General features: G+C 73.2%; 13 protein-coding genes and 1 pseudogene. 5 read left to right on the top strand and 9 right to left on the bottom strand.

All coding sequences use genetic code 11. The features are described 5' to 3' along the window. Both ABZU46_RS28250 and ABZU46_RS28255 read right to left on the bottom strand, forming a co-directional pair. A partial coding sequence (locus ABZU46_RS28250; protein WP_354862490.1) for a TRAM domain-containing protein occupies positions 1–982 on the bottom strand: 982 nt, incomplete at its 3' end. Further along, positions 975–3044, bottom strand: a complete 2070-nt coding sequence (locus ABZU46_RS28255) for an APC family permease (RefSeq protein ID WP_354862491.1) — start codon at positions 3042–3044, stop codon at positions 975–977. The genes ABZU46_RS28250 and ABZU46_RS28255, both read right to left, overlap by 8 nt. Before the next feature lie 173 nt (positions 3045–3217). On the opposite strand from ABZU46_RS28255, the gene ABZU46_RS28260 reads away from it, so the two are divergent. Both ABZU46_RS28260 and ABZU46_RS28265 read left to right on the top strand, forming a co-directional pair. Continuing rightward, positions 3218–3883, top strand: a complete 666-nt coding sequence (locus ABZU46_RS28260; protein ID WP_266251020.1) for a TrkA family potassium uptake protein — start codon at positions 3218–3220, stop codon at positions 3881–3883. Positions 3884–3886: 3 nt separating this feature from the next. Further along, the gene (locus tag ABZU46_RS28265) at positions 3887–4576 is read left to right on the top strand and encodes a TrkA family potassium uptake protein (protein WP_234587936.1); all 690 of its coding nucleotides are present in this window, start codon (positions 3887–3889) and stop codon (positions 4574–4576) included. A 27-nt stretch (positions 4577–4603) separates the two neighbouring features. Here the strand turns inward: ABZU46_RS28265 and ABZU46_RS28270 are convergent, their stop codons facing one another. The 4 genes from ABZU46_RS28270 to dut form a co-directional block, all read right to left on the bottom strand. Further along, positions 4604–5290: a DUF3159 domain-containing protein gene (locus ABZU46_RS28270; protein ID WP_354862494.1), complete on the bottom strand. Its 687-nt coding sequence runs from the start codon at positions 5288–5290 to the stop codon at positions 4604–4606. 25 nt (positions 5291–5315) lie between these two features. Next, a complete protein-coding gene (locus tag ABZU46_RS28275) occupies positions 5316–5696 on the bottom strand; it encodes an OB-fold nucleic acid binding domain-containing protein (protein ID WP_354862496.1) in 381 nt (126 codons plus the stop codon). Between the two features lie 126 nt (positions 5697–5822). Beyond that, a complete protein-coding gene (locus tag ABZU46_RS28280) occupies positions 5823–6497 on the bottom strand; it encodes a DUF3710 domain-containing protein (protein WP_354862498.1) in 675 nt (224 codons plus the stop codon). 25 nt (positions 6498–6522) lie between these two features. Then, positions 6523–7059, bottom strand: coding sequence for a dUTP diphosphatase (gene dut, locus ABZU46_RS28285; RefSeq protein ID WP_354862500.1), 537 nt, complete (start codon positions 7057–7059; stop codon positions 6523–6525). 90 nt (positions 7060–7149) lie between these two features. Between dut and ABZU46_RS28290 the strand changes: the two genes are divergently transcribed. Then, positions 7150–7677: a DUF3093 domain-containing protein gene (locus tag ABZU46_RS28290; RefSeq protein ID WP_354862502.1), complete on the top strand. Its 528-nt coding sequence runs from the start codon at positions 7150–7152 to the stop codon at positions 7675–7677. 19 nt (positions 7678–7696) lie between these two features. Here ABZU46_RS28290 and ABZU46_RS28295 read toward each other — a convergent pair whose 3' ends face one another. Next, the gene (locus tag ABZU46_RS28295; protein ID WP_354862504.1) at positions 7697–8494 is read right to left on the bottom strand and encodes a hypothetical protein; all 798 of its coding nucleotides are present in this window, start codon (positions 8492–8494) and stop codon (positions 7697–7699) included. A gap of 120 nt (positions 8495–8614) precedes the next feature. Beyond that, positions 8615–8911, bottom strand: coding sequence for a DUF4193 domain-containing protein (locus tag ABZU46_RS28300; RefSeq protein ID WP_007075406.1), 297 nt, complete (start codon positions 8909–8911; stop codon positions 8615–8617). Between the two features lie 435 nt (positions 8912–9346). Here ABZU46_RS28300 and ABZU46_RS28305 point away from each other — a divergent pair, with 435 nt between their 5' ends. Beyond that, entirely contained in the window at positions 9347–9865 is a 519-nt protein-coding gene (locus ABZU46_RS28305) for a LytR C-terminal domain-containing protein (RefSeq protein WP_354862507.1), read from the top strand. A 58-nt stretch (positions 9866–9923) separates the two neighbouring features. On the opposite strand, the gene ABZU46_RS28310 is transcribed toward ABZU46_RS28305, so the two are convergent. Next, positions 9924–10745 carry an inositol monophosphatase family protein gene (locus ABZU46_RS28310; RefSeq protein WP_354862506.1) on the bottom strand — a complete coding sequence of 274 codons (822 nt, stop codon included), beginning with the start codon at positions 10743–10745 and terminating at the stop codon, positions 9924–9926. Positions 10746–11033: 288 nt separating this feature from the next. On the opposite strand from ABZU46_RS28310, the pseudogene ABZU46_RS28315 reads away from it, so the two are divergent. Next, positions 11034–11480, top strand: a pseudogene (locus ABZU46_RS28315) (RNA polymerase sigma factor); the annotation flags it as partial.

An 11480-nucleotide genomic window follows, 5' to 3' on the forward strand; every position in this document is an offset into this window, starting at 1 on the left:
CCACCACCTCCTCGCCGGGCACCTCCCCCACGTTCTCCCGGTCGGGCGCGACGACCTGCGCGGCAGCCTCCACCAGGGTCACCCGGCCGGACGCGCCGACCCGGGCGGCCAGCCCGGCGGCGAACAGCCCGGCGCCGCCGTAGAGGTCCCAGGCCACCTCGCCCGGACGCGGGTCGAGCAGCTCCAGCACGGCCGTGGACAGGGTGTCCGCCGCCGCCGGGTGCACCTGCCAGAAGGCGGACGCGGGCAGCGCCCAGTCCCGCCCGGCGGCCACCTCGCGGACCTCGGTAGGCCCGCTCACCGGCGTGGCCACCCCGTCGCGGACCTCGGCGACGCTCACGTCCCCGCCGGTGCTGGCGACGGTCTCCACCGCCTCGGCCGCCGGCCAGCGCGTGCCGGTCGGGGTGAGCACCGGCAGCTGCTGGATGGCCGGGTGGGCGATCCGGCAGCGGTCGATCGGCACGACCTCGTGCGAGCGGTGCTTGAGCAGGCCGGCGCGGTCCGCGGCGTCGACCGCGTAGCGGACCCGCGAACGCCAGCCCAGGAGCCCGCCCGGCAGCGCCTCGACCTGGACGCCGAGCCGGTCCAGCTCGGTGTCGGTGAGCCCGCCGAGGCGGACCAACTGCTCGCGCACCACTGCGGTCTTCCAGGCCAGTTGCGCATCCGGGGCGACGTGTTGCAGATCGCAGCCGCCGCAGGCGCCCGGCCTCGCGTACGGGCAGGGCGGCTCCACCCGGTCCGGTGAGGGCTCCAGCACGGTCACGGCGTCGGCCCGGACGAACCCGCGGTGCACCTCGGTGACCTCGGCGATCACCCGCTCGCCGGGCAGCGCGTGCCGGACGAACACCACCTGCCCGTCCACCCGGGCCACGCAGTGCCCGCCGGGGGCGACCGCGTCGACGGTCAGCTCGACCCGCTCCGCCTCCGCCAGGCCACGTTCGGCCCCGACGGGTGGCGAGGCCGCCGCGGTCCGCTCAGTCACGGCCGTTCCCGACCGTTTCGCTGTCCACCGGGCCGGACTCGTCCGGCGGCGGCGCGGTGACCGCGGCAGGCACGGTGCCCCGCGGCCCGCGCGCGGGGGTACGGGAGAGCGTGGCGTCCAGCCGGTCCAGGTTCTTGCTCGCGGTCGAGGCGAGCTGCCACGGAACGCTGACCACCATCACCCCCGGTTCGAAGAGCAGCCGGCCCTTGAGGCGCAGCGCGCTCTGGTTGTGCAGCAGGTTCTCCCACCAGCGTCCCACCACGTACTCCGGGATGAAGACGGTGACGACGTCGCGCGGTGACGTACGGCGGGTCGAGGCGACGAAGTCCAGGATCGGCCGGGTGATCTCCCGGTACGGCGAGTCGACCACGGTGAGCGGGATCGCCATCTCCCGCCGCTCCCAGTCGGCCTGCAGGTCGCGGGTGTCCTTCTCGTCCACGTTGACGGTCACTGCGGTCAGCGTGTCCGGCCGGGTGGCCCGGGCGTACGCGATGGCCCGCAGCGTCGGCTGGTGCAGCTTGCTGACCAGCACGATCGCGTGGTTCCGGGCGGGCAGCACGGCCCGGCCCTCGTCCGGTGGGGTCAGCTCGGTGGCGACCCGGTCGTAGTGCCGGCGGATGGCCAGCATCAGCGCGTAGATCACGGCCATCGCCGCGATCGCGATCCAGGCGCCGAGCAGGAACTTGGTGATCAGGACGATCACCAGCACCGTGCCGGTCAGACCCATGCCGAAGGTGTTGATGGCCCGGGAGCGGTGCATCCGCTTGCGCGCCTCCGGGTCCCGCTCGGTGCGCAGGCGTCGGTTCCAGTGCCGGATCATGCCGGCCTGGGAGACGGTGAACGAGACGAAGACGCCGACGATGTAGAGCTGGATGAGGCGGGTCACCTCGGCCTGGAACCCGACGATCAGCACGATCGCGAAGAGGGCGAGAAAGGTGATGCCGTTGGAGAAGGCCAGCCGGTCGCCCCGGGTGTGGAACTGGCGGGGCAGGTAGCGGTCCTGGGCGAGGATCGAGCCGAGCACCGGGAAGCCGTTGAACGCGGTGTTCGCGGCCAGGAAGAGGATGAGCGCGGTCATCCCGGCCACCACGTAGAGCAGGAACGAGCCGGAGCCGAAGACCGTCTCGCCGAGCTGGGTGGTCACCGTCTTCTGCACGTACCCGTCGGGGCCCGAGACGATCTGCAGGGCCGGGTCCTCGACGAACTGCAGGTGGGTCAACCGGGCCAGCCAGATGATCCCGACGAGCAGGCTCACCGCGATCGCGCCCAGCAGCAGCAGCGTGGTGGCGGCGTTGCGGCTCTTCGGCGCCTTGAACGCGGGCACGCCGTTGGAGATCGCCTCCACGCCGGTGAGCGCGGCGGCGCCCGAGCTGAACGTCCGCAGCAGCAGGAAGACCAGCGCGAAACCGGTCACGCTGTGCTCGGCCTGGATGACCAGGTCGGCACTGGGCGCACGCAGGTCGTCGCCCAGCACGAAGACGCGGAACAGCCCGGTGAGCAGCATCGCGCCCATCACGATCACGAAGCCGTACGTGGGGATGGCGAACGCGGTGCCCGACTCGCGCAGCCCGCGCAGGTTGACCGCGGTCAGCAGGATCACTGCGAGCACCGCGATCATGACCTTGTGGGTGGCCACGAACGGCACCACCGAGCCGAGGTTCGCCACGCCGGAGGAGACCGACACGGCCACCGTGAGCACGTAGTCGACCAGCAGGGCGCTGGCCACCCCGACCCCGAACTTCGGCCCGAGATTGACCGTGGCCACCTCGTAGTCGCCGCCGCCGGAGGGGTAGGCGTGCACGTTCTGCCGGTAGCTGGCCACCACCGTGAGCATCACCACGACCACCGCGAGGGCGATCCACGGGGAGAACAGGAACGCCGACGCCCCGGCGATGGACAGGGTCAGCAGGATCTCGTCAGGCGCGTACGCGACGCTGGACAGCGCGTCGGAGGCGAACACGGGCAGCGCGATGCGCTTCGGCAGGAGGGTGTGCTGCAGTCGGTCGGACCGGAACGGTCGACCGAGCAGCAGTCGCTTCAGCAGCGAGGTGGGTCTGGCCACGAACGCCAAGGGTACGACCACCACGGTGAGAACGCGGGGGTGGGCGATCACCGTCGGCCGACAGGACGCGGTACGGTCGGTCCCGCTGTCGACCCGGACGTGGCAGGCTCGAACTCGGAGCCACCGGCGGCGAAAGGGCCAGCGGCAGCGGTACGCACCTTGGGAGGGACAGCGTGCACGTCGTGATCATGGGATGTGGCCGGGTCGGGTCGACCCTCGCCCACAGCCTGGAGTCCCGGGGGCACTCGGTGGCGGTGATCGACCAGGACGCCGACGCCTTCCGCCGGCTCGGCCCCGACTTCGCCGGGATCACGGTGACCGGGGCGGGCTTCGACGGCGAGGTGCTGCGCCAGGCCGGCATCGAGCGCGCGGACGCCTTCGCGGCCGTCTCCAGCGGCGACAACTCCAACATCATCTCGGCGCGGTTGGCCCGTGAGACGTTCGGCGTGTCCCGGGTCGCGGCCCGGATCTACGACCAGCGCCGGGCCCAGGTCTACGAGCGGCTGGGCATTCCCACTGTGGCGACGGTGCGCTGGACGGCCGACCGGATGCTGCGGCACCTCGTGCCCGAGGGCAACGTGGAGATCTTCCGCGACCCGACGAGCACCGTGTCGATCGTCGAGGTGCCGGTGCACAAGGAGTGGATCGGCCGGCCGGTGCGCGTCCTGGAGGAGGCATCCGGCGCGCGGGTGGCCTACCTGATCCGCTTCGGCATCGGCACGCTGCCCACCGCGTCCACCGTCGTACAGGAGGGTGACCAGGTGTTCATGCTGGTCAGCGACGACATCGTGGCGACGGTCACGTCGGTGGCGGCGACCCCGCCGGAAGGGGGGCACTGAGCCATGCGGATCGCCATCGCGGGCGCCGGCAACGTGGGCCGCTCGATCGCCCAGGAGCTGATCGAGAACGGCCACCAGGTGATGCTTATCGAACGGCAGCCGAAGATGCTCCGGCCGGACCGGGTGCCGGCCGCCGAGTGGGTGCTCGCCGACGCGTGCGAGGTGGCCAGCCTGGAGGAGGCCAACGTCGCCGGCTGCGACGTGGTGGTCGCGGCCACCGGTGACGACAAGACCAACCTGGTGCTGTCGCTGCTGGCCAAGACCGAGTTCGCGGTGCCCCGGGTGGTGGCCCGGGTCAACCGGGCGGAGAACGAGTGGCTCTTCACCGAGCAGTGGGGCGTCGACGTCGCGGTGAGCAAGCCCCGCGTGATGGCCGCCCTGGTCGAGGAGGCGGTCACCGTCGGCGACCTGGTCCGGCTGATGACCTTCCGGCAGGGCGAGGCGAACCTCGTCGAGATCACCCTCCCGCCGACCGCTCCCTACGTCGGTCAGCCCCTGCACGCGGTGCCGCTGCCCCGCGACTCCGCCCTGGTGGCGATCCTGCGCGGCAAGCGCGTCCTGGTGCCCAGCCCGGACGACCCCATCGAGGCCGGCGACGAGCTGATCTTCGTCTGCACCGCCGAGGTGGAGGACGATGTCCGCGCGGTCATCCTCGGCCCGGACAGCGTCGAGCGGACCCGCGGCTCACACTGAGCCGCCGGGCCCGGGCGGCGGGGTCGCTCAGGCGCCGGGCAGCGGGGTGGGTTGCGGCTCCCGGGTGACCCGGCGCACCGTCCAGACGGTGATGAGCAGCAGCAGCGCGTACGGCGGGTAGCCCAGCGCCAGCCGGGCCACGCCCAGCGCGGTGTCCTGGTGGGCCAGGTAGAGCCCGGCCTGCACGCCCACCTTGGCGAGCCACACCACGCCCCAGAGCACGGTCAGCCGGGTGAAGACGTGCACCAGCTTCGGGTCGGCCCGCCACTCGGAGCGGCCCTTGGCGACCAGCACCGACCAGATCCACCCGACGAGGGGCTGCCGGATGGCCGCCGAGATCAGCAGGGCGATGCCGTAGCCGATGCCGTAGAGGATGCCGGGAAGGTAGAAATCCCGCTCGTCACCGGTGCGCCAGGCGATGGCGGCGCCGATGCCCACCCCGAACAGCCCGTTGACCGCGTGCCGGATCGGCCGGCGCTGAGCCAGCCGCAACCCGGCGATCAGCAGCGCGACGGCCACCGAGGCGATCACGGCGGGCCGCAGGTCGCCGATGATGTTGGCGAGCACGAAGACGACCACCGGGATGCTGGACTCGACCAGCCCCCGCCAGCCGCCGAGCTGGTCGGCCATCTGCTCGGCGATCGTGGGCAGCGGCTCGTCGTCCTGCGGAGGATCGGTCTCCGGCTGTGCTGCCCGGTGCTGTCCCGTCGTCATGCCCGGCCTTCCGTCCGCGGTGCCGTCACTTCGGCGAGTCCAGCTCGTAGTACGGGTTGTAGATGACCTTGCGGTCGTCGCGCATGGCCACCCGGCCGCGCGCGGTCAGGTGCCGCCCCGGCTCGATCCCGGAGATGTGCCGCCGGCCCAGCCAGACCAGGGTGACGACGTCGCTGCCGTCGTACAGGTCGGCCTCGAGGGTGGGCAGGTTGGTGCGCGGCGTGTAGACCACGGTGCGCAGCCGACCGGCGACCGAGACCAGCTGGCCCCGGGAGCACTGCTGGGCCAGGACACCGCCGCAATCGGCGCTCTCCTGCCGCAGCTCCTGCGCGTCGATCTCGGCCTCGCTGGCGGTGAACCGTTGCAGGATGCGCCGCAGCGACACCCGGCTCTCGTCGGTCTTCATGACCTCCGCGTCACCCTCTCCACGCTCGCCGGCGCTGGCCGGCACCGGCCCAGCTCCGGCGACGCCGGAACCGTCCCGCCAGCGTACGCCGACGGGGCCGGTTCCGGCGGGCCGGTGGGCGCTCGGTCAGACCTGGCGGGGCTCGGCGGCGGCGGACGTGTCCCCGCCCTCGGCGTCGGCCTGGTCGGCGATCTCGCGGGGCAGTCGCAGCGGCAGCGGCTCACGGACCGGTTTCGCCTCCTGGCCACGGTCGACCACCAGGCCGTCCAGGCACTCGGCGAGCGGCCCGGCGCTGGCCGGGTCGGTGGCCACCGGGCCCTGGAAGACGCCCCGGACCATCCAGCGCGGCCCGTCGACGCCGACGAACCGCAGGTTCGTCGGGCCGTCCGGGGTGCGCACCTGGGCGTGCAGCTCCGGGCCGTACTCGCCCTCGACCTCCTGGGCGGCGGCGCCGTCGCTCAGCAGCGACTGTCGGATCTCCTCGCGCACCTCGTCCCAGATCCCCTCGGACCGGGGGGCGGCGAAGACGCCGAGCTGCAGCGCGTTGTCCCCGTGCACCAGCACCACCTGCTGGATCACGCCCTGCGGGTCGGCCTGCACCCGCACCTCCACCTCGGCCACCGCCGGGATGTGCAGGCTGCCGAGGTCGAGTCGCTGCACGTCGTCGTCGACCTCGGAGATGTCGTACGGCCCGCGCACGAGCGCCGGCGCCGACGTCCCGGTGCCCTCGTCGAGGACCTCGGTGGTCCGCTCGTCGCGGGTGTGCCGCCCGGCATCGGCCCGCTTTCGGGAGAAGATCACTGCGCCCACCCTCCGCTGTTCACAATCACCCTGCCACCTCTTCCGTCTGCCCGTGGCCCGGCTCGGCCGGCCGCTGGTCGGCCCACTCCTGGCCGGCCGGTGACGGCACCAGCCCGGCGTGCCCGCCGGTCGAGCCGTGCCCGCCGGCCCCGCGCGAGGACCCGGGCAGCTCGGCCACCGGCTCGAACCGCGCCCGCGCGACCCGCTGGACCACGAGCTGGGCGATCCGGTCGCCACGGGAGATCTTCGCGGGCGTGTCCCGATCATGGTTGATCAGGTTGACCATGATCTCACCCCGGTAGCCGGCGTCGACCGTACCGGGCGCGTTGAGCACCGTCACGCCGAGCCTGGCCGCCAGGCCGGACCGAGGGTGGACCAGGCCCACGTAGCCGTCCGGCAGGGCGACGGCCACGCCGGTGGGCACCAGGGCCCGACCGCCGGGCGGCAGCTCCACGTCCGCGGCGGCCACCAGGTCGGCCCCGGCGTCGCCGGGATGGGCGTACGTGGGCAGCGGCAGCTCGGCATCGAGCAGCCGTACGGGCACGGGTACGACGTCGGTCACGGGTCCCCTCTTCGTCCGGTTGTCTCCGGTGACCCTGCCATCCTGCCGGTTGGCCGGCCCGCCGTGCGCCGTACCCTCGCAGGAGTGAGCATGTCGCCCTCCCCGTCCGCCGATCGGCCGCCAACCCCGGCCCGTCCGGCGTACGCCGAACGGCTGGACCTGCCCTGGTGGCTGTGGCTGACCGGGCTGGTGGCCGCCGCGCTGCTGGCCGTCGAAATCTGGATGGGCGGCCCCGGCGTCCGGGCCTGGCTGCCCTTCGCGGTGCTGCTGCCGGTCACCGCCGCCGGGCTGTGGTGGCTGGGCCGGATCCGCGTCGCGGTCGCCGACGCCGAGCTGCGGGTGGACGACGCCCGGCTGCCGGTGCGCTTCGTGGCCGACGTGATCCCGTTGGACGTGGCCGGCCGCCGTGAGGTGCTCGGGGTGGGCGCGGACCCACTCGCCTTCGTGGTGCAGCGGCCCTGGATCGGCGGCGCCGTGCAGGTGGTGCTCGACGACCCCGCCGACCCGACCCCGTTCTGGGTGGTGAGCACGAGGCGTCCGGTCGAGTTGGCCGAAGCGGTGCTGGCCGCGCGGGACGCCGGCCGGCCTGCCGACCGTACGGCCGGCGAGCCGGGCTGACCGACGCCGACGACCCCGCTCAGGTGCCCGTCGGCGGGCCGGGCAGGGCCGGCGGTGGCGCCGGCCGGGCGATGCCGCGACGGCGCAGGTCCACCTGGAGCTGGTCGGCCATCTGCCGGGTGGCCCGGCGGTTGAGGAAGCTGGCCACCGCCGCGCCGGTCAGGAACGGCCCGAGCGTGGTGAGGTTGCGCCCGAATCGGCGCAGCAGCATGTCCCGCATCTCCTTGCGGGCGGCGGTGCCGAGCACCGCGCCCACGCCCACACCGGGCACCATCGGGTTGACCCCGCGCTGGGTGGCCCAGGAGTGCACCAGGGCCACCGCTCGTTGGCTGCCGGCGCTTGGCAGCGACACGCCGTGGATCTCGTGCAGCTCACCGATCAGTTTCAGCTCCACCGCCACGACGGCGACCGTCTCGGCGGCGAGCAGCACGGGCGCGGAGAGCAGCGTGGGCGCGACGGTCCATTCGACGGCGGCGACTCCCCCGCCGGCCGCGCCGATCCCGGCGGTGGCGCGGGAGGCGTTGCGGATCAGTCGCTCGGCCAGGGCGGCGTCGTCCAGGCCGGGAAAGTGTCGACGCAGGGTGGCCAGGTCCCGCACCGGTACGTGCGGGGCGATCTCGGCCACCGTGTCGGTCATCCAGCGCACGGCGGCGCGGGGCTTGAACAGGTCGGAAATGCCTCGGCTGCGGGCCTGCCCCACCATCCGGGTGAGCAGTTGCCGCCGCCGGGCCGGCTTGATGTCGTCCGCGGTCAACGCCGCGACGGTGGCGCCGAGATCGTCCGCGCCGTCGTCGGTGGTGTCGCCTCGATCGCTCATGGGTCGGACCTCCCGGTGGTGTGGCTACCCGCTACGAGTCAAACAGGTACCCACCGGCGTCGCACGCCTACACCGGTAGCGGCGGCCCCGATCAGGAGGCCGCCGCCGGTGTCGTGAGTGTCAGACGCACTCTCGGCAGATCAGCTCGCCGTTGCGCTCGACCGCCAGCTGGCTGCGATGGTGGACCAGGAAGCAGCGGGCGCACCGGAACTCGTCCTGCTGCATCGGTAGCACCTTGACAGTGAGCTCCTCGTCGGCCAGGTCGGCACCGGGCAGCTCGAAGCTCTCGGCGACCTCGGCCTCGTCGACGTCCACCGCGCCCGACTGTGAGTCGACGCGCCGTGCCTTGAGCTCTTCCAGGCTGTCCTCGCCGAGGTCGACCTCGTCGCGACGCGGGGCGTCGTAGTCGGTGGCCATCGGATGTCACTCTCCCATATCGATGTTGTCGCTTCCGGTTGTAACGCCGGACGACGCTGTTTCGGTTCCGCTGGCCGGCAACCACTTGTGTCGGGCACCCGACCCGCGGGACCGTACGGGTCGGGACCGCTGGGGCCACTCCCCTGCGAGCGCGGAACCTTACCCCCCCTTGGGCGAGGCATGTATACCGCCCTTGCGGCTGAGATGTACGCCCCCGCACGCGAAGTTGTTCCCAATGTGATTCAGGCGACACGAAGATAGGGGTAGTAGTACCCGGTTCAGGGTCGGCGCGCCGGCATGTCGGACTGTTTCCACGCGACGGCCGGACAACCGTTAACCTCAGCGGCGTATTCGACGGCCGGCGGTCAGTGCGATCGTTGGCGGCCGCCGCCACCCACCTGAGGTCCCGGGAGCGCCCAGATGAGTTTTGCGCGAGTGCGAGCACTCGTCGTCGTCGGCCTGCTGGGGGTCCTGGCCCTGGCGTTCGTGATCACCGCGATCGTCCGCGACAGCCAGGGCGAGGCCGGCGCGGCGGGCGGCTGCCCGGACGGTTGGCCGTTGGCCGACGTCACCCTGCACGAGCCCAAGGACGTCAAGATCAACGTCTTGAACGCGACCGACGAGCCGGGCCGGGCGGGCGCCGTCGCCGACGACTTCCGCAACCGCAAGTTCCAGGTCAAGAAGGTCGGCAACGCGCCCAAGGGCATCGACGACGTCGCCGTGCTGAAGTTCGGCCCCAAGGGCGTCAGCTCCGCCCACCTGCTCAAGGCGTACTTCCTCAACAACGCCGAGCCGGTCTACGACGACAAGCGCACCGACGACACCGTGGACGTGGTGTTGGGCAACGGCTTCCAGCAGCTCGCCACCACCACCGAGGTCAACCAGTCCCTCGGCGACCTGGGCCCACCGGTCGCGCCGGCGGGCTCCTGCCCGTCCCCCGCCGCCAAGAAGTGACGGCGTAACCGGGCCGTCCGCCCCGCGCCGAGCATCCGGGTCCACCCCGGCGGAGCGGTCAGGGGCCGCCGGAGGCGTCCAGGGCGGCCAGCCGGTCGTGCAGCCCGGCGAAGAGGGCGGGCGGGGCCGCGATCACCAGGTCCGGGCCGGGCGGGCGACCGGCCAGGCCGGAGACCCGCACGCCCGCCTCCGCGGCCACCAGCCCGCCGGCGGCCAGGTCCCAGGCGGCCAGGCCCTTCTCGAAGTACGCGTCCAGCCGCCCCTCCGCCACCAGGCAGAGGTCCAGGGCGGCGGCGCCGAGGCGGCGGATGTCCCGCACCGACGCGATCAGTCCGGCCACCACCGACGCCTGGTGCGCCCGTCGGCCGGCGTCATAGCCGAAGCCGGTGCCGACCAGCGCCTGCCCCAGATCCGTCTCGCCGGAACAGCGCAGCCGGACGCCATCGCGCCAGGCGCCGCCACCAGCGGTGGCGGTCCACTCCTCGCCGGTGTGCACGTTGCGCACCACGCCGGCGACCACCACCCCGTCCACCTCGGCGGCCAGCGACACCGCGCTGTACGGCAACCCGTAGAGGTAGTTCACGGTGCCGTCGATCGGGTCGACGATCCACCGCACGCCGCCCGGCTCCGCCGGACCGGTGTCCTCCGTGCCGTACTCCTCGCCCAGGACCGCGTCCCCCGGCCGCAGCGCGCGCAGCGCGTCGAGGACCTGCCGCTCGACGGCCCGGTCGGCCGCCGTGACCACGTCGGTGACCGTGCTCTTGGTCGCCGCCACGGAGACGCCCTCGACCCGCATCCGGTACGCGGTGGCGGCGGCGTCCCGCGCCACGTCGAGCGCGATCGCCAACAGTTCCCGCGGTGTCGGCGCCGAACGGTCCATTCCAGGGTCCCTTCCCGTACGACCGGGGCGTTCCGGGCCGTGCGCGAGTATCATCCTTACAAAGTCCACATCTGCGCCGAATCGGCGGTCCCGCTGCCGTTACGCCGTGCGGCGCAGGATGATCGCCGCAGACGGCGTTACAATTCACCCCTGCCCACGCGCCACGGACCGCCGACCACCGGCCGGCCCGGGACACGAGGGTCCCTCAACCACATCGCCCGGCCCGGTTGCCCCACGCTGTGCCGGACGACCCGGCCGTGCCCGCTCTTCGCCTCCGGAAGGTCATTCGTGACAGAACCCCGCCAGCCCGGCGCCGACGTTCGCTCGCTCACCGACACCCTGATCGCCCACGCGCAGAGCGCCGGTGGTCAGCTCACGTCGGCCCAGCTCGCGCGCACCGTCGAGACCGCCGAGGTGACTCCGGCCCAGGCCAAGAAGATCCTGCGGGCGCTCTCCGAGGCGGGAGTGACCGTTGTGGTGGACGGCTCGGCGAGCACCCGCCGCCGGGTCGCCGCGGCCCGCTCGACGACCCCCGCGTCCCGGGCCACCACCGCCAAGACCACCAAGAAGGCCGCCGCGCCCGCCCCGAAGCAGGCGCCCGCCTCCGACGCGGCGCCGTCGACGCCGGCGCCGCGCAAGGTGGCCGCTCGCAAGGCCGCCGGCAGCACCGCCGAGGTCGCCGCCGCCGCGGCCACCCCGGCGAAGGCGACCCAGGCCACCCGCGCCACCAAGGCG

Source organism: Micromonospora sp. NPDC005197 (assembly GCF_040608295.1).
GTDB lineage: Bacteria > Actinomycetota > Actinomycetes > Mycobacteriales > Micromonosporaceae > Micromonospora.

What these genes read in the sequence shown, in the direction of transcription:
- ABZU46_RS28265 (WP_234587936.1), top strand. Translation starts at nt 3,887, where the DNA reads ATGCGGATCGCCATCGCGGGCGCCGGCAACGTGGGCCGCTCGATCGCC.
- ABZU46_RS28270 (WP_354862494.1), bottom strand. Translation starts at nt 5,290, where the DNA reads ATGACGACGGGACAGCACCGGGCAGCACAGCCGGAGACCGATCCTCCG.
- ABZU46_RS28310 (WP_354862506.1), bottom strand. Translation starts at nt 10,745, where the DNA reads ATGGACCGTTCGGCGCCGACACCGCGGGAACTGTTGGCGATCGCGCTC.
- ABZU46_RS28295 (WP_354862504.1), bottom strand. Translation starts at nt 8,494, where the DNA reads ATGAGCGATCGAGGCGACACCACCGACGACGGCGCGGACGATCTCGGC.
- ABZU46_RS28290 (WP_354862502.1), top strand. Translation starts at nt 7,150, where the DNA reads ATGTCGCCCTCCCCGTCCGCCGATCGGCCGCCAACCCCGGCCCGTCCG.
- ABZU46_RS28275 (WP_354862496.1), bottom strand. Translation starts at nt 5,696, where the DNA reads ATGAAGACCGACGAGAGCCGGGTGTCGCTGCGGCGCATCCTGCAACGG.
- ABZU46_RS28300 (WP_007075406.1), bottom strand. Translation starts at nt 8,911, where the DNA reads ATGGCCACCGACTACGACGCCCCGCGTCGCGACGAGGTCGACCTCGGC.